Genomic DNA, 23,624 nt, shown 5'->3' on the forward strand with positions numbered 1-23,624 from the left:
GAGACAATGTAGGACATTATGAGCCATACAATCAACACTGTTTCAGTAGGTCTGGCCGTTTAGGCCGTTGAGACGCCCGCACGCGGGCTTTTTTTTCTGCTACACTCAGTTTCAGTAGGTCTGGCCGTTTAGGCCGTTGAGACCATGCCTGCAGCATGCATGTACTTTTCTTCTCTGGGTTTCAGTAGGTCTGGCCGTTTAGGCCGTTGAGACTTTTTCTAAATAAGCAGCACCTAAAGTATTACCTGTGTTTCAGTAGGTCTGGCCGTTGAGACTCACATGAAAAATTTGGCAAACGCTTCTCCGTCCGGTTGTTTCACCAACTCAAATCAACCACCCAACCAAGAAAATCATTCATGGAAGAATGATTAGGCTTTTCCGGGCAGGACGCCCGTAAAAGCTGGTTCTGGACAACGTGCGACCAAGCCAAACAAAGAAGATTTTCTGGTTCGTCTTTCATCTCTGAAAGATGAACTGGCGCACAGAGTACCGATGTTTCTGAAATTGAGGAACCTGATTGTGCGTCAAAATTGGGAGCCGGAGGCTGGAAAGGTTGAAAATCGAGGTGTGGTGATTTGGTGCGCAATTACTCTTGCCGATTTCAATGGCATCTTCGAAAGCGCCCCAGAGACTTTTGCCCAGCAGCAAAAGTCCCCAAAAGTGCCTTGAGTTTGAGTTCAGCGCACATAATCAGGGTCGGATTGATTCGCATCCTGCTCAGGCAATCCTGAAAAATCGTCCATGATTTTTCACCCTGAGTTCAGTGATCAAATTGACTTTTTAAGAATATTCCCCCCAACTCAAATCAACCACCCAACCAAGAAAATCATTCATGGAAGAATGATTAAGCTTTTCCGGGCAGGACGCCCGTAAAAGCTGGTTCTGGACAACGTGCGACTCCGTCAAACAAAAAAGATTTTCTGGTTCGTCTTTAACCCTTGTTCCCACGGTCCTCCGTGGGAATACATACAGAACCAAAAATCACCATGATTGGCAGATATCAATTCGTCCTGTTTCGCCTTCATAATGACGAGCACTGAAATAACGCCAGTGAGTCACTTTATCAACATAACGTTTTGGTGAATCGATTCAACCTTCTGATGCATCATTTCACCACTTTGTATTCATTCAGGGTGTACGCCTTCCTGCCAAAACTGATCGCTTATTGCGGATGATGCACTGGATGATAGCCGGGGGTGGTACAAGCGTTGAACTTTGCTTGCCACTTCTAAGTCAGGTATGCATTCCCACGCGGAGCGTGGGAACGAGGTGTAAAGAAACATCACCGGGATCCAACGGTGATATATGCAATTGTGAATCAAATCAACCAATCGCATATTCAAAATGACAAAAATAACGTTGTCCACAAGCAATCATCCTATCACCAAGCCCCCCACTCCGCTTGCGTCATGCTGCTCACAAAAACGCTATACAATCATTGTATTAGCCAGAAATCCCCGATATCTTATAAATTCTACTGACATTGTTCTGACAGGTGAATCTGTGGATAACTCGAGGCCATCCAAAACCGCATTGCAAGTGATTGATTTTAAACTTTCATTACGGGGGTGAGTTTCAGTAGGTCTGGCCGTTTAGGCCGTTGAGACTCAAAGTTTTGCCGGTGATGACCACCACTTGGCGTTTCAGTAGGTCTGGCCGTTTAGGCTCGCATGAAAAATTTGGCAACCGCTTCTCCGTCCGGTTGTTTCACCCAACTCAAATCAACCACCCAACCAAGAAAATCATTCATGGAAGAATGATTAAGCTTTTCCGGGCAGGACGCCCGTAAAAGCTGGTTCTGGACACCGTGCGACGCCGTCAAACAAAAAAGATTTTCTGGTTCGTCTTTCATCTCTGAAAGATGAACTGGCACACAGGACACCGATGCTTCTGAAATTGAGGAACGCAATTGTGTGTCAAATCTGGGAGCCAATTGCTGGGGAATATAAAAATTGAGGTGCAGCGGTTTGGTGCGCGATTACTTTTACCAATTTCAATGGCATCTTCGAAAGCGCCCCAGAGACTTTTGCCCAGCAGCAAAAGTCCCCAAAAGTGCCTTAAGTTTGAGTTCAGCGCGTGTAATCAGGGTCGGATTGATTCGCATCCTGCTCAAGCAATCCTGAAAAATCGTCCATGATTTTTCACCCTGAGTTCAGTGATCAAATTGACTTTTTAAGAATATTCCCCCCAACTCAAATCAACCACCCAACCAAGAAAACCATTCAAGGATGAATGGTTAGGCTTTTCCGGGCAGGACGCCCGTAAAAGCAGGTTCTGGACAACGTGCGACGCCGTCAAACAAAAAAAGATTTTCTGGTTACTCTTGCATCTTGGCAAGAGTAACTGGCGCACAGAGCACCAATGCCTCTGAAACCGAAAAACGTAATTGTGCGTCATATTCCAATGCCGGAGCCGGAGGCTGGAAAGATAACAATTCAGCAACCACAGTTCACTGCACCAACACAATACGCCCGACTGCTGACTTCGACTGCCAAAAATTGTCTAGGTCAGTTTTGATAAATGGGTATTGAACATCCAAACGTTCAGTCTGTAAATCAATACCATACCCTTTCTCCGTGATCGTGACAAAGATAATGTGAGGCTTAAGTTGGCTTCTAGCCTAGGTGTGATGACAGCTAGGTATAGCGTTATCTGCTCGTTGTGTCGATTAGCCCGACTATTTCTTACTGTTATACATCTGGAATGTGTGATCACAACGATAAAACTGTACAGACCAATTATTGGTTTATTGGCTTTTCAATATTGATCACAAAAACAACCAATTTTTAACGGTTAAATAGACTTAGTAACATTCTTAGCGTCAGGAGACCTCAATGAACATTACCAGCGCCAAAGTTATCGTCTGTAGCCCCGGGCGAAATTTTGTCACACTCAAGATCGAAACAGATGCAGGTATTTATGGTTTAGGTGATGCAACCGTGAATGGCCGTGAGCTCGTGGTTGCTCAATACTTGGAGGAGTATGTGATTCCTTCATTAATTGGTCGTGATGCTGGTCAAATCGAGGATATATGGCAGTTTTTCTACCGTGGCTACTATTGGAAGAAAGGCGTGATTGATATGGCTGCGATTGCCGCTGTCGATATGGCGCTGTGGGATATCAAAGCCAAAGCAGCGGGAATGCCGTTATATCAACTCTTGGGCGGTAAAAGTCGTGAATACATTAACGTCTATACCCATGTCAATGGCGAGACGATAGCAGATGTATTGGCCGATTTTGAAGTCGCTTTAAGTAAAGGTTACAAGTTTATTCGCGTGCAATGTGGTGTGCCCGGATTAGCGAAAACCTACGGTGTCACCAAGAAAGGCGTTGCGTACGAGCCAGCCAATGCCAACCTACCGGAAGAACAGGTGTGGAATACCACAAAGTACCTCAATAGTGTAGAAACCGTCTTTAAGGCGGTACGAGAAAAATTCGGTTACGGCGTTGAGTTACTAACGGATGTGCATCATCGGCTCACACCGATTGAGGCCGCCCGTTTGGGCAAAATGTTGGAACCATACCGCTTGTTTTGGATGGAAGATCCCACGCCGACCGACAATCAGGAATCATTCAAACTGATTCGTCAGCACACCACCACGAAGATTGCCGTGGGTGAAGTGACCAGTTCAATCTATGACATTAAAGATCTGATCACCAACCAGTTGGTTGATTATATTCGAACCACGATTGTTCATGGGGGTGGTATTACCCACATTCGTCAAATTGCCAACCTTGCCGCGTTGTATCAGATAAAAACGGGCTTCCATGGCGCAACAGATTTATCACCAATCACGATGGGATGTGCCCTGCATGTGGGGACGGCCATTAATAACTTCGGTATCCAAGAACATATGCCTCATTGTCAGGTGACCGAGTCCGTATTTACCCATGCTTATCAGTTTGATCACGGAACCTTCCTGGTTGGTGAGGCTCCCGGACATGGCGTAGACATCAATGAGGAACTTGCCGCACAATATCCTTACAAAAGAGCGAGTTTACCTGTAAACCGCTTAGAGGATGGAACGTTACATCCGTGGTAAGCAAATAAGAGAGGCGTATGTGTCGGTAAGCGAACGTTTATATATCAAAGTGGCTACAGATATTCTGCAGCAGATTCAAAATGGTTCGATTCAAGTGGGTAAAAGAATTCCTCCTGAACGAAAACTGTCTGACGATATGGGTGTGAGCCGCACCGTCATTCGTGAAGCCATGGTTTACCTCGAACTGCTCGGGGTCGCCGAAATCCGTAAAGGATCGGGCGTATATGTCATCCGTGATGAACCGCTGCATCTACCGACGGATTTGCCGGACATCACCCCTTATGAAGTGACGGAAGCGCGTCGGGCGGTTGAGTCTCAGTTAGCTGCTATCGCTGCTGAAAAAGCGAGTGATCAACTGATTGATGAATTGGAACAGTGTTTAATTTTGATGGAAGCAGCCAAACGTTTCTCCCGTCCCGATTTACGTAAAAGTGCCTCGGTCGATGCGGATATGCAGTTTCACGCGTTGGTTGCTCAGGCCAGTGGTAACCCGATGCTGATTAAGTTCCATAAAGAGCTGATGCAGAATCATATGGGCGGCAAGATGTGGGAGCGTCTGAATATTATGGCAGGCGAACCGGCAGAACGAGGTATCTGGGCCGATGACCACCGACGGGTATTTGAAGCGATCAAGGCAAGAGATCCACAGCGTGCATTTAAAGCAATGGAACAGCACCTTGATAACGTTATATGTGAAATTACTTAGGATAATGTATGAAAGCCCTTGTTGTTCAAGAACCGAATCAATTTATGATGGCGGAGAAAACCATCCCTCAATGTGGTGACAATGATGTTTTAGTGAAAGTCGCGTATGCGGGGATTTGTGGTTCCGATATGCATATTCTGCACGGCCACAACCCTTTTGTCGTTTATCCCCGCACGAGCGGTCATGAGTTTTCAGGGACGGTTGCCGCTGTTGGCTCAAAAGTCAGCGAATTTGCGCTCGATGATCATGTGGTGGTTGACCCGGTGATTAGCTGCGGACATTGCCGGCCCTGCCGTCATGGTCGAGTAAATACGTGCCTCAATCTACAAGTGATTGGGGTACATCGAGATGGTGGTTTTTCACAATACCAAGTCGTACCCGCGAGCAATGTGTACAAAATTTCAAAACAGGTGCCACTGAAACAGGCCGCATTAGTCGAACCCTATACCATTGCTGCGAATGTATTTGACCGACTCCGTCCATGTGATGGGGATACCATCCTCATCTATGGCGCAGGAGTGATTGGACTGACGTTAGTACAAGTTGCCAAAGTGCTCGGCATTCCATCGATTGTGGTTGATATTGTGGATGAGAAACTTGCCATCGCGAAGCAGCTTGGCGCAGCCCATACTCTCAATTCTAAACAACAAGATGTTGAAGCGGTGATCATGGAAATGACTCAGGGCGAGGGCGTTCCGTTAATTGCCGATGCAGCATGTATTCCATCTTTAGTTCCCCAAATTTTACGCCTGGCAGCCCCTGCCGGGGCGGTTTGTCTACTCGGATTCTTGTCCGAACCGAGTGAACTGGCACAGATCGAAGTGATTAAGAAAGAACTGACGATTGTGGGCTCTCGGCTGAATAACAAGATGTTTTCGAAAGTAATTCCATGGATTGAAGCCGGTCAACTGAATACGGAAGCCATTGTCAGCCATGAATTTGCATTTGAAAATTTCTCTGCTGCGGTTCATCAACTTGAAACCTCACCAGAGTCGTCTCGAAAAATCATATTAGCTTTTTAACGAAGTACCACCCTACAAATAAACACAACCCTACAAAAACATAAGAATACTGATAAGAGGCAATAACGATGAAACGACTTACGCAAGCGTCACTACTCGCGCTTTCCATACTATCCACTGCTGCCATGGCGGCAGACTACACCTTAAAACTCGGTCATGTTGCGAATGAAGCGCATGTCTGGAACAAAGCATTTATACACTTTGCAGACATGGTGGATCAAAAATCAAACGGTCGCCTGAATATTGATATTTATCCCAACTCGCAATTGGGCTCTGAGCGTGACGTGATTAGCGGCATCCAACTGGGCATCGTTGATATGACGATGAGTGGTGAAACCTTACAAAACTGGGCACCGGAAGCGGCATTGCTTGCTGTACCTTATGCGATTCGTGATAGCGAGCATATGGCAAAAGTCGCGAATGGCAAAATCGGGAAAGAGATTGAAAAACAAATTACTGAACGGACAGGTTTAGTTCCGATTGCCTGGTTTGAGCGCGGCGCCCGGAACCTGACATCGAATAAACCGGTGAAAGAGCCTGCTGATCTCAAAGGACTGACGATTCGTGTCCCTAATGTGCCAATTTTTGTCTCGACATGGAGTGCTTTGGGAGCAAAACCAACACCGATGGCATTTAGTGAAGTGTTTACGGCACTCCAACAAGGCACCGTTGACGGCCAAGAAAATCCGTTGTCTTTAATTAAGAGTGCTTCCTTCTTTGAAGTGCAAAAATACGTGAACAAAACGGAGCACGTTCGTAGCTGGATATACGTATTAATCGGTAAACGACAGCTCGAAAAACTACCGGCTGATTTACAAAAAATCCTGCTAGACAGCGCAGTGGAAATGCAAGCATACGAGCACAAATTAGCGACGGAAGCAGAAACAAAACTGGTGGATGAACTCAAAGCGAAAGGCATGAAGTTCATCGATGTCGATCAGGATAAATTCCGTGCCATTGCGATTCCTGCCGTGAAGAAAAACTTGAAAGGCGATGTCCTCGATCTGTTTGAACAAATTCAACAGCTTTAATCCCTAGGGGGAAGAATCATCTTCCCCCTATCTGTGCAACCGGAGCAGAGTATGGAAGTTATGAATGTGAGTAAAATCAATCAGAAACAAGGGTGCTCGTCAGCGTTAGCCGTGGTTGTTCGTATTGAATCAATCGCCGATAAGTTATTAGGTTATCTTGCGGCATTAGGCTTAGTCGCATTGAGCAGTGTTGTCCTGTTACAAATCTTTGCCCGATTATTTTTAGATACGCCCCCGGCATGGACAGAAGAACTGTCTCGCTATCTGTTTATCGGTACGGTCGCAATATCCGTAGGCATTGCTTATAAGCGAGGAGAATTAGTCTCGGTTGAACTACTTGTGAATGCATTAAGCAACCGTCATGCACATCTATTTAGTGCGTTGGTGGCTGCCATCATCTTTATATTTAGTTGGGTGCTTTATCCTGCTGCGGTTCAGTTCGCACAAATCGGAGCGTTTCAACTCTCACCAACCCTGTTTATCCCAATGAGTTATGTTTTTTACTCGACTGTCCTGATACTGGTCAATTTAATGTTTTTCTCAGCGCTAGGATTTATCCGACATCTCTTGCACTTCTTCAATGCGGAGGCAATGTAAATGGAAGTAATCATTCTCTTCGCGACCTTTTTCATTTTACTCTTCGTTGGCTTACCGATCGCAATCACCTTGGCACTGGCATCGATGAGTTACCTTTTCTTAATGGACATCCCATATACCGTCATTCCGCAAAAGATGTATGCGGGGATGGATAGCTTCGTCTTATTGTGTGTTCCGGGATTCATTCTCGCGGGTAACCTGATGAATCGCGGTAATATTACGGAACAGATTATTAATCTGAGTAATGCCATGGTTGGCCATATACGAGGTGGTTTGGGGTTGGCCAATGTAGCCGGTTCGATGCTATTTGGCGGAGTCTCGGGTACGGCGGTGGCGGATACGGCCAGCATTGGTGGCGTGATGATTCCCGGCATGTCAAAAGCCGGCTATGACACGCCATTCTCTGCGGCGGTAACGGCAGCGTCATCAACAATTGGCCCCATCATTCCGCCGAGCGTACCGATGATTATTGTGGGTACTCTAACGGGGATCTCTGTCGGGCAGATGTTTTTAGCAGGCGCGATTCCGGGGCTGTTGCTTGGCTTTGGCATGATGATTACGGTCTATATTCTGGCGGTGAAGCGTCACTATCCAAAAGAAGAAAAAGTAACGTTCAAACAGCTACTGATTGAAATGAAAAGAAGTAGTTGGGCCGTGTCATTAACGATGCTCATTCTGGTTGGGATTATTGGGGGGTTCTTTACCCCGACCGAAGCTTCGATTGTGGCTGCCTTTTATGCATTGATCATCGGGTTATACATCTATCGCGGCCTCAAATGGCGTGATGTACCCAGTGTATTGGTTGCAACAGCGGTGACCAGTGCTTCGCTGTTAATTCTGGTTGGTTTTGCCAATGTATTCGGCTGGATTCTGACTTCAGAGCGCATCCCGCAAATGATCGCCAGCGCGATTCTTAATTTGAGTGAAAATAAGTTCGTCGTGTTGTTGATTATCAACCTACTGTTGTTACTGGTTGGCTCCTTTATGGAGACCATTGCCGCTTTGATCATCCTGTTCCCGACACTATTGGGCGTCGCAACATCAGTGGGCGTCAACCCGGTTCATTTTGGCATTATTGCCGTCCTCAATCTCATGATTGGCCTCTCCACACCACCCGTCGGCGTCTGCTTGTTTGTTGCATCTTCGATTGGCGGAATATCAATGGAGAAAGTCGCGAAAGCGATTGTGCCATTCTTGATTTGTAACATCATTATTTTGCTGATTGTGACTTATGTCCCCGCAGTGGCTCTATGGTTACCGGGTATGTTCTACCAATAACCCATGGACATGGAGTTTACACTGTAAAACGAGAAAAGCCCCTTTCATCAGGGGCTTTCAATCATTCTAACTGATGCCTTTAAAAAGCCATTCAATTGCCAAGTGTCTGCAATAGCCACCAGTACACACCACCACCGGCCAGAGCGCCCCCTAACACAAACATCAGCGCCAGTTTCCACCAACTGGTGCCCGGTTTGGTAACCTGCACAACCGCCGCAGGGCGGCCGTTTTCGGTAAACTCCCGACGTTTTAAAGCCACCTGATAACAGGTTTCCAGTCGGTCAATCTGTTCAAAAATAATATAACCGATCGACTCAAAGTCAGCTTTCACACCCGGCCTTTCCGACTGAAGCAAATAACTGATGCGATCACAAAGCTGTTCACAACGATAAAGCTCACGCAATATTTCATAACTGGCGCGCAGGTTTTGCAGTTCAATCAACGCTTGTGCATTGGCCCAATGAAATAACCGCTCAATATATTTATCGCTCTCTTTGATCTCGTCTTTCAGGCTGACCAGACAGCCATACATCAGCTCCAGCCCGTTGGTGTAGCCGCGTAATCCATCCAGCTTGAGACAAGCAATGCTATAATACACACACATCGCCAAATCCAGTCCGGTGACTTGTGCCAATTGCTCACTGTTCTGTTTGACCAGTTCCCAATCCGTACCACCGGCAAAGGGAGAACGCTCGCGATAAATCTCTTTCTTGACCGCCTGATACAGGGTGTGATTGTGTAGTTCTTCTTGTTCGGCTGTGAGTATGAAAGGTGTGTTTTCAATCAATAATCGTGGGGACATGGCGTTCAATTGCCCTAATTCATGCAGGGAGTGCCCGCAGGCACTCCACAATGTGTTGAATATTAATACAGGTTACCTGAGAGTTTGAATGATTTAAACAAACGCTGGGTAAACGGATTCATATCGGCTTCAGAGTTAATTCGGTACACCATATCACCGCCATCAACCGTAAACTTATAGTCTACCGAGGTGGTACTTGCGGCCAGCACATCACCCGCATCAAGTAAGCGGAAGAATGCCCATGGTCCCTGAATAATAATACTCCGTGGCGACAGATTCGATTTGGTCGGAATCAGCGTAATTTTCGAGATTGCAGAATCACGCAGTGTATTCGGCCAAATCAACTCCACGTTTTCTCTTGAACCATGACTATACGACAAGAACTGTCCGTCAACATTCAGCACACTGCGCCGCTTATTCCCCGTCAAGCGTATCGGTTCAATCGAGAAGCTCACATCCAGCACACCTTTACGATTGAAGAACGCATCCTGAATTTGTCGTGCCCGTTCAATCTGCTCCAATACTTCAGATTTCACCACACTCTGACCGCTTTCTGAGTCAGATAAGCCGACTTTCTCATCAATGAAAATCTTCAACTGATTCTGGTAGAAACTATCCAAAATACCATTCGGGGCAAAGAATTCTTCAAAGTCAGTCAATGATGCATCTTTGTTCGAGTTTGGATTGAACGGATAGCGATCCGCCAGTTTCTCGCGGAAGACACGGTAAACATCATCATGCCAACGCACTTCCAGATATTTCACCGCTTCTTGCTTGATCACATACCAGCTTTCATCCGCCAGTTTGGTCAAGATGCGATCCAACGGTGCCGGTAATCCTGATGCAACCCGTCTGAGGGTATAAATCGGATCGCCATTGACCAGCTTCATTCTCGCCTTGGTCGCGTTAAGCGCTGCCATCCCCATATCAGGTGATGCCTGAATTCCTTTCAGGTAGAGCTTCAGTTCATCAATCGAACCCATCACTTCGTTGATATAAGCCGGTTTGTCACCAACCGCGTCCAGCATACCGTTCAGATCGGCGAACGGAGTATCAATCATCGACGCCACACGATACTTCGGTGATTTGAGCAGCTCGCTCTGTGCCGCAGAATCATCCGGAATACCGGCGATCATTTTGGTGTTGGCTTCCAGCGTTCTCAGCAGACGCTGGATTGGCTCAACACTACTGGTGATATTATCCAGTACCGTGACCGCATCGTTGATGTCTTTGAAGTATTTGATATCCACTTCTGCCAATGCTGCACGCCAAGTCTTGGTATAGTCCGCCACATAAAGTCCGCGGATTTTATCCCGTAGATCTTGCTTGTCAGCTTCACTGAACTCAGCAGAACGGTTCTGTCCCAAAACCCAGCCATCGATCAAGGCCAGCTTAGAAACCGATTCAACCTGCGGAATGAAATAGTCTTCAAAACCGCGTTTGGTCAGCATTTGCGGAATGTATAACCCATCACCGTTCATCACGCGCTCATCAAAGACGAGGTCAAAGATCGGCCCGACCAGATTACGCAGGTTCAGTGACGGGCCAAGTACCGTCGGTGCATTCAGTTTAAGGTTACGATAGACACGCTGCTTGTTCGGCATCGCATTCAGTTCAGTCTGAACTTTGGCAATGGTCTGATCGTATGCACCCATAATTTTATCCGCGTTCGGATCACCGTTTTTCCGGGCTGTCGTCAGATCTGTATGATCCATCGCATAGTCTAAATGCCCCATCAGTTCTTCCTGAACGGCACGGCGAGCCGGGAACTCTTGCTGCCAGTATTTACCGAAGTAATCCAGCACGATGTCTTTATAACGCCCTTCTTTATCGGTCATCATGCGATAAACCCGCAGCGCATCCAGTTTTTCAACTTCGGTGTCCGCTTCATTCATTTTCACGATCACATCAGACAGCAGGATCGGCAGAAAACGGGTTTCCAACAGGTTCAGGTAGGTCTTTTCAACCATCGGCCCGATGGTGTGACCTTGATACAGCCCCATATCTGAAAAATATTTCGATTTGTTGCGGAAGAAACCGAATTCCAGCGTGGCCTGACGAATTTTATTCAGTGAGTCGAGCATATCGCGTTGCGATGCCTGATAGATATTTTTCGGCAACTCATTCTTAAACTGATTCACCTTGGTCAGTACCGCATCCGCATGTTCTACGTTGACCGCATAGTAGCGTTGCCATGCCCCAAACAGTAATAACGATGCGATGGTACAAGTCACACCCGACAACATCATCAGACGCCGTTTTCGTTTGGCAACCCGACGGTTATCGGATGCCAGACCTGATTCGGCATAAATAATGTTGCTGAATAACTGCGACGCAAAATAGACCGTCGAATTTTTTGCAATTTGCGCCCGGTTGATCGCGTGATCTAAGCCGTAACGACGCGAGGCGGCATCATCAAACGCATTGGTCGGGACGCCTTGCTGATAGACCGAGGTAAAGTAAGCCCCCCGAACCACGGCAGATAGCGAATATTGGTCATTGCCCAATGTTTCGCGGAAGAACTGCGTCAGAATGTCTTTCAGCCCGGAAATTTGTCGGCTGAAACTATAAACGCCATGGCGTTCATCGGCTTCCATCGGAATAGAAACCGCTTTTGGCAACATGTCATTAATCGTTGACATGAATTGGAGATAGTCATTTTCGAACTCTTGTAACCAAGCATCTTGGTCATCATTCGGATTGAGCTGGAACGTAAATCCTAATGCTTCTTCTCGTTCTGCTTTGGAATAGTGTCTGAAAAAAGGTTCAAAGCCATAGAGCAAATCCAGTTTGGTCAGTGCAATATAGACCGGTAACTGAATCGACATGGTTTCCATCAACTCACGTAGTCGCGCACGCAGGATACTCGCATAAGCTTTTCGCTCGGATGCTTTAGCTGTCGCCAAATGCGATACGTCCAGCGCCAGTACAATCCCATTCAGCGGACGACGGCTGCGGGTACGCTCTAACCATTCAACAAAGTGCTTCCACAAGCGGCGTTCCATTTCACCGTCATTGTCTTCATCACGATTACCTTGCGTCAGCAACTCACCGTCGGGGTCAATGACGACCGCCTTATCGCCGATCCACCAGTCGAATGAATAAGGGTTTTCGCTGCGTTGCCCGGAAGCCCGCATGACCGAAGACAAAGTAAAGTTCTGTCCGGAGCGGTTAATCAGGCTGGTTTTGCCCGCATTTTCTAACCCGAGCACCAGATACCAGGGGGAAGAATACAGAAAATCGCGCTTATTCTTCAGGCTCTTACGCATATTGGTAATCACCTGATTCAGCTCAACTTCTTGCCGTTCTTCCATCAGTTTGACCGGGTCTTGACGGAAAATTTCTTCTTTTTGTTGTTCAGCTTCGTAATTCTGGAGTTTCCGCCACTGCCAGAAACCCCATACCGCGGCCGCCAGCAAGAACACGAGCACACTGGCAAAGATCCGTGCCGTAATACTCGCTAATGGTTTCGTGTCATAAATCGTGAGCCATGGACCAGCCCACCAAATGGCAATATTAATTAAAATAAAGCTAATGAGCAGTAATGCCGGTACCAGTGCTACCATACTCGGCATTAATTTTTTTAGCAGCCCGAAAATCTTTTTCAACATGGACGATATCCTTCGCTTACTCTGACGTTGAATATTTCTCTAATCGTTGCATGAGTGAGGGTTCCCACTCTGAAACACTTGCTGAACCCGCCTGACGATACAATGTCTGATACTGCTCTTCGGCCATGGCTGAAAAACCATGATCATTGAGCAGATCAGCAGACATCATCCGCCAATAAAATTTATCTCGGGGTTCGACCGCCTTTTCAAGGCCGCCATTAATCATGGAGAGAGCGACAGCAATTCCGGCTTCTTTTGCCAAAGTAAATGCTTCCTTACGTTTTTCCTGCCAGCTTCCGACCACCGAAGCCTGCGTGGTCGCCTGCTCCTGCTCTCCCAGCCATGTATTCACTTCTTCTGAAACAAACGGTTGCCCGCCTTTAAACTTCAGTTCTTTTAACTTGGGTAAACGCTCAAGAAAATAAGCCGCTTCTTCCCGAATGGCCCGACACCAATCTTTTTTATCCAAAGCCTGAGCAATTTGATAACTCATCATCTGCCCTTCAAACCAATAAGGGGCCATCGTCAGACTCTGTTCAATCTTGCGCCATAGGGACAAGTCAGGGCTACGCATCAGATCTTGGTAATCTTTGACGCGATCTTGCTGCATCGGCCGCAGCATCGTTTCTCCGTCCGAATTATGATCCGGCTCGGAAAGAATGCCTGACCACACCGCATGACGCCGCAAGCGAATCGCAAGTCCGATGCCTTGTTCTTGTTCAGCGAGAAACTCAGACACTTTCAACAATGTCTGTCTGGCCGCCTTATCACTGGAACTGTCAACCGATAAGGGACTGCTGGTTGTTGTGGTTTCCTGCTGTTGTGCTTTCGGCTTCTGCGCTTTCTGCTCAGCACGCTGACGCTCTTCAGCCAAGCGCATTTTTGAGCGAATGGTGTTTTGAAGACCGGTGAAGTCTTCGGTCACCAGCCCTTTGGTTTCCACCGCCTGATTGAGGCTATCCAGCGCACTTTCCAGATCGCTCATTAACTCACCGGAAAAACGATTGAAATCCTGTTTTTCGATGACGATGCCAAAGCGCTGAATGATCTGGCCGAAAAATTTACGCCGTGGTAATGCGCCTCGCGGCCCCGGTGCCGGATAACTCTCTTCCCAGAATAACGAGATAAAATCAGCCCAGATAAACAGAGACAAATTAAACCGAGCCGGTGTCACTTGATGATGCAAACACTGTAAGAGATAAACCAACAGCTTGATATCTTTCGATTTTTCTTTGAGTAGTTTTAAAACACTGTGCTCAACTTCATCCCATTGCACACTGGCATGAGAAAGAGAACCGACTTTCATCATCTGATCTTCGACAAAATCAAATAATGAATCGTCAATCAACCGTTCACCGACTGGGTTCTCTCCCTCAATCGGTGTGGTAATGCACGGGCGATATTCAGATAGTTCCATAATTTCAGTTACCAATCACAACGTGTTCTTAATGGCTTGAGTGCGTCGCTCAAACCCGAGGTATCGAAAGTCAGACCATCAATCACCTTTGAATTAGAACGCAACACCGTATTGTCTTTGTTGGCCATAATCCGCATCAGGCTAATCGCCGGCATACCGCGTCCTGAGGAGAGTAACAATCCTGCATCATCGCTACGCCAGTATTGCGTTTCACGCTGAATCGTCACTTTGGCTCTGGCATCGGGGATCTCACTTGGCAGTGCCAATTCCACCCGACTGATACGGTGAATACAGCTCATCATCAACACTGGTTTTTGATCATTCGCGAACCGTGATGCGGGATTCGATGCCAACAGAATCAACCACGCATCATCCCCTTGTTCGGTCAGGTGCATCATTTGGCCCTCACCGAGTTTTGCCAATGAATCCATCGCATGTAGCCACGACTCTGATGCACCGATCTTCTGCGCTTTGACTGGCGTCAGATGCAACGGGGTTTCAAACACGCGATCAAAACAACGTAATCGTTCCAGACGCTCCGAGACACTCCGACACTGATTTGCCTGCTCAACCAACTGCTCCGGTTTGGTTAAAACCTCCGGCTTCGGCATTTGGGGGTCGGTTGCGGCCATCGCTGCAACCGCGGGAAATAACATCAGTGTCGCCAAGCTCATGACTGAGCGAGAAATTCTTAATTTCATGGCGCTTTAATCTCCAGTTTCTGGCATTTGTAAGCCAGTGTCCGTTTGGGAATGCCTAAGCTTTCTGCCGCTTTGGCTCGGTCACCGGAAAACAATCGCAGACGTTCTCTGATAATTTTTGATTCAAAATCCTGGATCGCCTGTTTGAGATCTTTAATCACAGTACACGACTCCGGCTCTTCAACCTGAAACAGGTTGACCTCCTCCCGAGGCAGGATCCGATGAATAAAACTATTCACCTGAACTTCATGGCCGTCTTGTGTCTGTGCACATCCAAACTCGATTAAATGCTTGAGCTCACGCACATTGCCGTTGAAATTGTGCTGTTTCAGGCAATCAATCGCTTTGTAATTCAACCCACGGATCTGAGTGCCGTGCGAGTCATTGAATAGCTGAACAAAATGCTGACTCAATAACGCAATATCATCGATTCGCTCGGTCAAACATGGCACGGTAATCGGGTATTGAAACAGCCGATAATAGAGATCTTGGCGAAATGCTTTCTGACGAACTTGACTCAATAGATTGACGTGCGTGGCAGAAACCAGCCGAAAATCGGAAGTCAGTTCTTCTTTACCGCCAACCGGACGGAATGTTCGCGTTTCAAGCACTCGCAACAACTTGGCTTGCAGGACCAAAGGCATATCACCGATTTCATCAAGAAAGAGCGTGCCGCCATTTGCCTGTGCGATCAGTCCCTGTTTATCGGCTTCGGCCCCGGAGAAAGCGCCTTTGCTATACCCGAACAACTCACTCTCAAGTAAGTTTTCCGGAATCGCGGCACAGTTAATCGCAATAAAGGCTTGATCGGCCCGTTCGGACAAGTCATGCACCGCCTGAGCCACCAGCTCTTTCCCTGTTCCCGTATCGCCCTGAATCATCACCGATAACTGAGAACCGGCGGCACTGACAATCTGCTCTCTGAGTTTGATCATCGGTGCACTCTGGCCCACCAACGTCTGGGACAAAGAGTCACTCAGACGTTGCTGCTCACGGGCTCGCTCAACATCGAACAGAGATTCGCGGAGATCGCGTTGATGCTGCTCTTCACGTTCAATATCGGTTAACAGCGTCCACTGTTGGCTGAATACATCCACATAACGGCAAAAATCGTCATCAGAAAATATCTGCTGAAGATGTTCCGTCTCACCAATCAGAAATAGCAGGGTCTTCACGACATCCTGATGAAGGGGTAACGGAACAATGCGGACAACGTCAAACATACCGACGGATTCAGTCAACTGGGCAAATGCACGATTAGATTGCCAAAAAACCAAACTCTCTAATGACAATGCCATCGGTTTTGAGGACTGGAGAACATGGGCGAACGGACAGTCAAAATCACTCACCGACCACACCATCTCCAGATCAGGCCGATGAGGGACTAATGTCCGCCCATCAGCACTGGGTACCAGCAATAAGCAAGTGTCGAGATCCAACTCACGTGAAACCGTATCGATAAAAAGCGTCGCTAATTGCTGCGCTTTTCTGATACCGACGAGATCGGTCGCGTAAGTTAACCAGCGGTTCATCCTTATTCAACCTCACCGATGAATTCACCATCAACCGCAGCCAGATAGACCCGGTTAATCGATTCACGCTGCGCAAGCTTGTTCAACAGTGCCAGCGAGACCGGTGGTAACAGTTGGCCTTCGATAATCGCTTCCAGCATCCGCGCACCATTTTCAGAACGGGTCGCCCGGGTCAGGATTTCCTCAATCAATGAATCGGCAATCTCAACTTCTGCGGCATAACGCTCTTGGAATATTTTTTCCAAACGAGTCAGTTTCGCCTGAACAATTTCAGCCAAGACTTCTTTCTTGAGCGGTAAGTAAGGAATCACTTCCATCCGAGCCAACAGCGCTGGTTTAAAGAAGTCAGCCAGTTCAGGATATAATCGGTCTGCAATGATTTTCGGTTCGTCAGCATAATCAACAATGGTCTGATAACCGAGATTCGATGTCAGGAAGAACACGATGTTCTTACAGTCGATAACTCGCCCTTCACCATCGGCAAGCTCACCTTTATCAAACGCCTGATAGAAAATATTCAGCACTTCAGGATGCGCTTTTTCAACTTCATCCAGCAGTACCACCGAATAAGGCATTTTGCGGATCGCTTCCGTCAACACTCCCCCTTCACCGTAACCGACATAACCCGGAGGTGAACCGATCAAACGTGAAACGGTATGTTTTTCTTGGTATTCAGACATGTTGATGGTGGTCAGGAATTGTTGTCCGCCATAAAGTTGTTCAGCTAACTGAATCACCGTTTCGGTTTTACCGACACCACTTGGTCCCACCAACAGGAAAGCCCCTTTCGGACGGCCGGGACGACGTAAGTCGGCACGGGCTGTCAATAAATGACGGTGAACCCGTTCGATAGCCGTGTCCTGACCTTTGATGGTTTCCCCTAAAATAGACGTCAGATGGGTAATTTTGTGCAATTCATCAGTATTCATTTGATCGACAGGCACGCCCGTCCAGTCTGCAATCACTTCTGCAATCTGGTCTGAATCGACTTGCGGATAAATCAGACGCTCACGATGCGGAATCGCTTCAAGCGTGGCATACTTCTCTTGCAGTTCACGCTTCAGCGTTTCCATCACCTCTTGTGGCGATTGCTCTGCGGATGCTTCCTGCCCTTCAACCAACTCATCCAAGACTTCAAATGAAGTGGCTTCAGCCGGTTGTGCATCGCCCTCAGCGTGTTGCAACGAAAGCGCAATCAACTGTGAACGGAGCTCAATAATGGATTCAACCAGCGTTTTCTGACTTTCCCAGCTTTCAAGCAGCGTTAATTTTTCCGCTTCGTCTTGCGCTTCCTGAGCACGCAGCTCATCCAGACGTTTGACATCATTTTCACTGCCGAGGAACTGTGCCCTTTCGAGCATGTCGATTTCTAACTGGCGCTGATAGCAATTGGTTTCCAACTGAGCAAGGCGCTTCGGTGGCGTGGTCAGGTGAATCGCAATTCTGGCACAAGCGGTATCTAAAACATCAATGGCTTTATCCGGCAGTTGGCGTCCTGAAATATAGCGAGCCGATAGTTCAGCAGCCGCTTTCAATGCTTCATCGGTGATCAAAACGTGGTGGGCTTTTTCATACACACTATTCAGACCACGCAGGATATCAACCGCCTGACCGATGCTTGGCTCTTCCAGTTTCACCAGTTGGAAACGACGGGTCAGCGCCGGATCTTTTTCAAAATATTTTTTGTACTCTTTCCAAGTCGTCGCAGCAACGGTACTCAGCTCACCACGGGCAAGTGCCGGTTTGAGCAAGTTGGCCGCATCGGCGCCACCTTCCTGATTACCGGCACCGATCAAGGTGTGCGCTTCATCGATAAACAGAATAATTGGCGTCGGTGACGTTTTAATCGCATCAATCACACCTTTAAGGCGTTTCTCGAATTCACCTTTGACTGACGCTCCGGCCTGAAGCAAACCTAAATCGAGCGCCATGATATCGACATTTTTCAGTTGGTCAGGCACGTTGCCAGCAACGATTCGCAGCGCAAGGCCTTCAATCATGGCACTTTTACCGACCCCGGCATCACCGACGACAATCGGGTTGTTCTTGCGGCGACGACACAGGATATCAATCATCAGATTGATTTCATTTTCACGGCATAAGACCGGATCCAGCTCACCACGACGGGCCTGCTCACTGACATTCGAACAGTATTTCTGTAACGGTGTGCTTGCTTCTGTCAGGGGAGATTTCGCGCTACTTTTTTCTGCCGTTTTATCGACTGCCGTTTCAGAGGAATCGGCGACAACAGCCGCGAAGTTTTTCTTCAGCGTTTCCCGGTTAATACTTTCTAACAGGGCGATTAGTCGTACGGGCAGATAGCGATCAACCCGAGTCAGTGCCGCCAGAAAAATCGCACCGGAGCGTAATTCATTTTGATCCAGCTCGGTAGTGGACAATAACCAGGCTTCCTGCAATAACTCAACCAGTAATGGCGAAAAAGCAGGATAAGTGTCCAGTGCATGTTCACGCGTATACGAGCTGGCAATAGCTTGTCTGACATTTTCAAAATCGATATTGGCCTGCTTGAGGATGACACGGATATCTGACAGCGGGTTGTCCAGCAGAACATCGAGATAGTGTTCTAGCGTCACTTCAGGATGTTGACGTTCAATACATAAAGAAGCCGCCTGCTCAAGCGCCAGCTTACTTTGTTGGTTTAACTTTGAAATAAGAGTGGGTAATTCAATTCGGATCACAGCGATCACCTAGCCTAAAAAATTAATTAAGAAGTTGACTTAACTGGTTCACAACGTCAGCCGATTTCTCGTGCAATAACCATGTGTAACCCAGAAAGATCCCGCTCCACAGCAGGAAGAATCCAAGAAAAACGGACCAAACCGGCAGTTGACGATTCAGACGGTACTTGGCATCGACGATATGTTGATTGGCTTGATTGAGTGGTTGAATCTTTTTCTCTTCAAGCGCGGCCAGCATATCGTATAAGTGACTGATCACTCTTTCGCGCTCATTGTGACCATTTTCCATCACGCGATACTTGCCTTCGAAGCCGAGGATCAGGCAGTGATAGATAAATTCCAACAGAAGCTTGTAGCGTTGCGGTTCGCCTTCAAGACGAGCAAGAATGGTGTAGACCTTTTCTCCACCCCAAGTTTCATTATGAAAACGAGAAAGCATTGAGTGGGATGCCCAGATACTGGAAGAGCCCCATTCCGTGCCCATGACGGCTTCATCGAGAAACGTACACAAGATGTATCGATAAGCCATCAATACGGCATTATCAAAACCTTTCTCGGTCAGTTCGATTTCAATCGCTTTGATCTCTTCAACCGTTTGATGATAGATCTGTTCGATATTCGGACAACTGGTCATACTCCGAACCCGGAGTGACAGACCAAATAACGGGGTCGCTGCATCAATCAGGACATTGGGGTTATCCCCCCGTAATTGGAACCAATAGTCTTGGTCCCGGTTGATATTTTCCACATTATCAAACAATAAATTGTCAATGTGTTCACCCGTATTCTGCACCACAATTAACTCCTTATCGCCCAGAATTGTAAGTCAAGGTCTTCAAATGCCGCTGCCACATGGAAAGCAAAGCCGCTGGCTTGTCTGATCATTGACCAAGCTGAACTGGATTTATCAAGTTGATAGTAGGTATAGCCCGCATGGTAAGGGAGCTGACGCGGCGCAACAGGTAGCGGCGTCAATGGGATACCCGGCAGTTGGAGAGAAATCAGCTCTCTGATCTTCTCAACAGAAGCGACTTTGGTCTGTTGTACGAACACACGACGCAGCTCATCCAGCGGCATTCTTGCTTTAACAGCAATAATAAAGTCGGCATCTTCCATAAGGTTGGTGTCATGGATTGGCGCAACCATGAGGCCATATTTGCGTTTATCCAACTGGATAGAAACCGCACGCGGTTCAAGCACGACACTCAGGCTCTGTCTCATGTGACGAATCAGCGTCATGAAACAGTCCGTCGGCATGTCATGGTTATAAACCGGAATGGTTGGCGGTAGACGACTTTCATCGGTAAACGTTGCCAACTCACCACAAATCGACGCTAAACATTCAAACAGCCGTTCTGGATGAAGCGTCCGGAGTTTGGATAAATGCTCAATCAGCGGCTGCAAGCGGTTCAGCGCCTGTAATAACATAAAGTCAGACACATCAGCCACCGCGCCCTGACCGGGAGAACTGATCCGTTCTGCGATACTTTTCGCGCGTTCATTCATCAGTCCGGCGATTTCAGTCACCACCCGATGCAGCGTCACGTTGACAGATGAATTGAGATGACACGGGATAAATTCAGGATCCAACACCAAACTCCCATCCGGGCGTTTTTCGAGAATCCGGGCAATGGCAAATGATGCATAGGAGCTGCGGTCTTCTTTTTCCAGCATCAGATGCATGCGCACCGGAGACACATCGATCGTGGTGGTATCGCCCTGCATACTTTGGACATCGCGGACATCCATCCGGCGACTTTCATAACGCCCGGTGCCGCGTTCCTCCGGCCAACTCACTTCGAGCAGCGATTCGGTCCGCAATGGCAGTGCCAGATAGACCAATTGCCCGGCCAGTGAAGCATCTTCGATTTCCAGCGGCTCAGGGAGTGAGTCTTCCTGCGGAATGTTAAAAACAGTACCGTCAGGCATCACGCCTGATAAACGTTCAATTGCAATCCGGCCGAATGCCAGATATTCCGGATTTAATGCCAGCTCAGAGATGCCGTACAGATAGCCACTGACAGAATTCATCCGTGCATCAACATAGTATTCTGTATATCGTTGTTGTTGTTGGAAATGCTGAGGCTTGATAAACAATCCTTCGTTCCAGATAACACGGTTACGTGCAAACATCTCGATTATTCCACTTTTTCTAATTTAACATCGTAGTCTTTGAACAGCATCAGCAGGTGATACTCACGGCCTTTATTCAAGACCTTGACAGCTTTCTTCCATTCACTCAGTTCGGGTTCGGCAAAATGGGCCATGACACCGATATAATGCGTATCCGGAGAAATTTTGAATGCATTCACAAACTTAAACTGACCGGGCATCATCATATAATCGTAATCTCTGACAAAGTTACTCCGGAGCGCTTTCTTATAGTTGGCTTTGATCGTGTCATAGTCGGCTGACATGAACATGGAATCATCTTCCAGTTCAAAGACCTGTACTTCAATCGGTGATGCTTCGCCCCAGATATTGGGGTTTACACCAGCATCCGTCACCATACTGAATGTCACTGTTGTCGGAGCTTCTGCCGGATTATATTCATCTGCTGCCGTGCTACTGCTACTGCTGCACGCAGTAAGCATTAGCAAAGCGAATAAAACACAAGCAAACTTTTTCACAATCAGAACTCCAGTTGCTTCTCACGGATTTTCTTGTCGTAAGCCTGTTCGAAAATTTCCCAAAACAGCTTTTCAAATCCTTTTTGACGGTTAGACGTCAGTTCTTGGTAGTAGCTGCTATACATATTCCAAGCCCATTCGTCCTCAGAGTTGCTGCGTTGCTCATTCGGGCGCTTATAATTATTGAAGCGACGCAAGAGTACCTGAGGAGAGAATGCTGCCAGTATCTGACTCAATGCTTCTGTCGTCGCATACTGAACGGCTTCGTTATGATCTTGAATGCTTTTCAAACTTTCAGTAATGGCTGCCGGTGCCGACAAATGCACCAGACTCTTTTGCGAGTCATACATGGTTCTCATGGTCTCTTCATAAGACAGACCCAACCGCAACGGATTATCTTCAATTGGCTGAAGATTGCGGTTCATCATATCGAAACGACCGTGATTCACTTGTTTGTGCAGCTCCAGTAATCCTTTGACACATGCCTGCAACGACAGACCCAGCTCTTCGGAAAGGAAGTGCATTTTTTCCATATCATGGCTATCGGTCAGATCCACACCCAAGCCATCCAGCATCGGACCGGTCAGCAGATGTTTTCCATGATGATTTGTTTCAACAGACTGTTCTGATGTCGATGACATGCTTTTTGCGACTTCTTCTTCGAGTAGATCGAGTACGTTCTCATCCATCCCATAGCCCTCTGATTCGTTGTTCACTGATTGATAATCGACTGATCCATGACTCACAGATCGGTTGTGCACAGATTGATTGTCTGTCGCATTAGTGTGGTTACTGCGCGTATTGGCAGGCGCCGCCTGCCGTACGTCTGCTTTGGGCTTTCTGCCCAACTTGAGTGCCCCGAATCTGAAGATTTTCTTCAGACTAATCGACGCGGTCATATCGTATTCACCGTTTTCCTGCTGCGTTTCCTGCAATGGCTGCTGGTAATATTCTTCAGCAGCGAGCAAAGGTTGTTCTTGGTTTTCATCTTCTGCCCGGACTTCATCTTCATCACCATCAATCAGCACATAACTGTCATCTTTGTTCTGGGGAGAGAGTTCATCCAGTGCCATTAATGGGTCCGTCACGCTGTGATCGACTTTATCGGTACGGTGTAAAGTCTCGGCTTCACCGTTATCGTCCGCTAAAAGACTGTGACGATCGTCATCAAATAACTGCTCCAGTACATTGCTTGAAGCAATATCATCATCACCCGTATTGCCTAAATGAACACGGAGAGAGTAAGGACCGACTTGAATTTCATCTTTGTTTTCCAACCGGGCTAAGTTGTTGCGGCCCAACGGCATCGACGAACCATTCACATAAGTTGCACCGCAGTTATCACGAACGCAAAAAGCGCCGTCAACGACCACAATTTCACAATGATTCGGGTAAATGGCGCCATTCTTATCCGAGAGGTGCCAGAAACTATCTGCCGCCGTTCCGATTGTTCCACCGGCAGGCGTCCAAGACGTCCGCGAGATCAAGCCGGACTCCAACACCTGAACATTGGTGACAATGATGTTGAGGGAAGGCTGTTTACTTTGAACCATCA

The 23,624-nt window shown here is 47.4% G+C and carries 17 protein-coding genes and 1 CRISPR repeat array (1 of these 18 running past the window's edge); of the genes, 6 read left to right on the forward strand and 11 right to left on the reverse strand.

The genetic code is table 11. The features are described from left to right. Window positions 1–214: a CRISPR direct-repeat array (repeat unit 35 nt; unit sequence GTTTCAGTAGGTCTGGCCGTTTAGGCCGTTGAGAC) (it extends 99 nt beyond the left edge of the window). 1,446 nt (window positions 215–1,660) lie between these two features. Beyond that, entirely contained in the window at window positions 1,661–1,873 is a 213-nt protein-coding gene (locus MKS89_RS20505; RefSeq protein ID WP_252518345.1) for a hypothetical protein, read from the reverse strand. A 961-nt stretch (window positions 1,874–2,834) separates the two neighbouring features. Here MKS89_RS20505 and manD point away from each other — a divergent pair. From manD to MKS89_RS20535, 6 genes are all read left to right on the forward strand, one after another. Next, complete coding sequence (manD, locus tag MKS89_RS20510; RefSeq protein ID WP_072963242.1) at window positions 2,835–4,043, forward strand: D-mannonate dehydratase ManD; 1,209 nt, start codon at window positions 2,835–2,837, stop codon at window positions 4,041–4,043. A gap of 19 nt (window positions 4,044–4,062) precedes the next feature. Then, window positions 4,063–4,749 carry a FadR/GntR family transcriptional regulator gene (locus MKS89_RS20515; RefSeq protein WP_159439551.1) on the forward strand — a complete coding sequence of 229 codons (687 nt, stop codon included), beginning with the start codon at window positions 4,063–4,065 and terminating at the stop codon, window positions 4,747–4,749. A gap of 8 nt (window positions 4,750–4,757) precedes the next feature. Continuing rightward, a complete protein-coding gene (locus tag MKS89_RS20520; protein ID WP_072963238.1) occupies window positions 4,758–5,771 on the forward strand; it encodes a Zn-dependent oxidoreductase in 1,014 nt (337 codons plus the stop codon). A gap of 68 nt (window positions 5,772–5,839) precedes the next feature. Continuing rightward, complete coding sequence (locus tag MKS89_RS20525; protein ID WP_072963235.1) at window positions 5,840–6,802, forward strand: TRAP transporter substrate-binding protein; 963 nt, start codon at window positions 5,840–5,842, stop codon at window positions 6,800–6,802. 51 nt (window positions 6,803–6,853) lie between these two features. After that, complete coding sequence (locus MKS89_RS20530) at window positions 6,854–7,399, forward strand: TRAP transporter small permease (RefSeq protein WP_077316158.1); 546 nt, start codon at window positions 6,854–6,856, stop codon at window positions 7,397–7,399. After that, a complete protein-coding gene (locus tag MKS89_RS20535) occupies window positions 7,400–8,677 on the forward strand; it encodes a TRAP transporter large permease (RefSeq protein WP_072963233.1) in 1,278 nt (425 codons plus the stop codon). A 91-nt stretch (window positions 8,678–8,768) separates the two neighbouring features. Here the strand turns inward: MKS89_RS20535 and MKS89_RS20540 are convergent, their stop codons facing one another. The 10 genes from MKS89_RS20540 to tagH all read right to left on the reverse strand — a co-directional run bounded on the left by MKS89_RS20540 (window position 8,769) and on the right by tagH (window position 23,622). Continuing rightward, window positions 8,769–9,479 carry a type VI secretion system ImpA family N-terminal domain-containing protein gene (locus tag MKS89_RS20540; protein WP_072963231.1) on the reverse strand — a complete coding sequence of 237 codons (711 nt, stop codon included), beginning with the start codon at window positions 9,477–9,479 and terminating at the stop codon, window positions 8,769–8,771. 62 nt (window positions 9,480–9,541) lie between these two features. After that, complete coding sequence (gene tssM / locus MKS89_RS20545; RefSeq protein ID WP_072963228.1) at window positions 9,542–13,090, reverse strand: type VI secretion system membrane subunit TssM; 3,549 nt, start codon at window positions 13,088–13,090, stop codon at window positions 9,542–9,544. A 16-nt stretch (window positions 13,091–13,106) separates the two neighbouring features. Further along, complete coding sequence (gene tssA / locus MKS89_RS20550; protein ID WP_072963225.1) at window positions 13,107–14,507, reverse strand: type VI secretion system protein TssA; 1,401 nt, start codon at window positions 14,505–14,507, stop codon at window positions 13,107–13,109. An 8-nt stretch (window positions 14,508–14,515) separates the two neighbouring features. Continuing rightward, window positions 14,516–15,208, reverse strand: coding sequence for a type VI secretion system-associated protein VasI (vasI, locus tag MKS89_RS20555; RefSeq protein ID WP_235862436.1), 693 nt, complete (start codon window positions 15,206–15,208; stop codon window positions 14,516–14,518). Continuing rightward, window positions 15,205–16,740: a sigma-54 interaction domain-containing protein gene (locus tag MKS89_RS20560; protein ID WP_072963223.1), complete on the reverse strand. Its 1,536-nt coding sequence runs from the start codon at window positions 16,738–16,740 to the stop codon at window positions 15,205–15,207. Before MKS89_RS20560 ends, vasI begins: the two co-directional genes overlap by 4 nt. 2 nt (window positions 16,741–16,742) lie before the next feature. Continuing rightward, entirely contained in the window at window positions 16,743–19,448 is a 2,706-nt protein-coding gene (gene tssH, locus MKS89_RS20565) for a type VI secretion system ATPase TssH (protein WP_370737036.1), read from the reverse strand. A gap of 13 nt (window positions 19,449–19,461) precedes the next feature. After that, entirely contained in the window at window positions 19,462–20,235 is a 774-nt protein-coding gene (gene icmH / locus MKS89_RS20570) for a type IVB secretion system protein IcmH/DotU (protein WP_072963217.1), read from the reverse strand. Between the two features lie 2 nt (window positions 20,236–20,237). Further along, window positions 20,238–21,572 (reverse strand): type VI secretion system baseplate subunit TssK, encoded by a 1,335-nt coding sequence (gene tssK / locus MKS89_RS20575; RefSeq protein WP_072963215.1) that lies wholly within the window; start codon window positions 21,570–21,572, stop codon window positions 20,238–20,240. A 5-nt stretch (window positions 21,573–21,577) separates the two neighbouring features. Next, window positions 21,578–22,075: a type VI secretion system lipoprotein TssJ gene (tssJ, locus tag MKS89_RS20580; protein WP_370737037.1), complete on the reverse strand. Its 498-nt coding sequence runs from the start codon at window positions 22,073–22,075 to the stop codon at window positions 21,578–21,580. Beyond that, window positions 22,072–23,622 (reverse strand): type VI secretion system-associated FHA domain protein TagH, encoded by a 1,551-nt coding sequence (gene tagH, locus MKS89_RS20585; protein ID WP_072963209.1) that lies wholly within the window; start codon window positions 23,620–23,622, stop codon window positions 22,072–22,074. The genes tssJ and tagH overlap by 4 nt, the downstream gene beginning before the upstream one ends. Window positions 23,623–23,624: the final 2 nt, after the last annotated feature.

Origin of the sequence: Vibrio gazogenes (assembly GCF_023920225.1) — a bacterium.
Classification (GTDB): Bacteria; Pseudomonadota; Gammaproteobacteria; order Enterobacterales; family Vibrionaceae; genus Vibrio; species Vibrio gazogenes.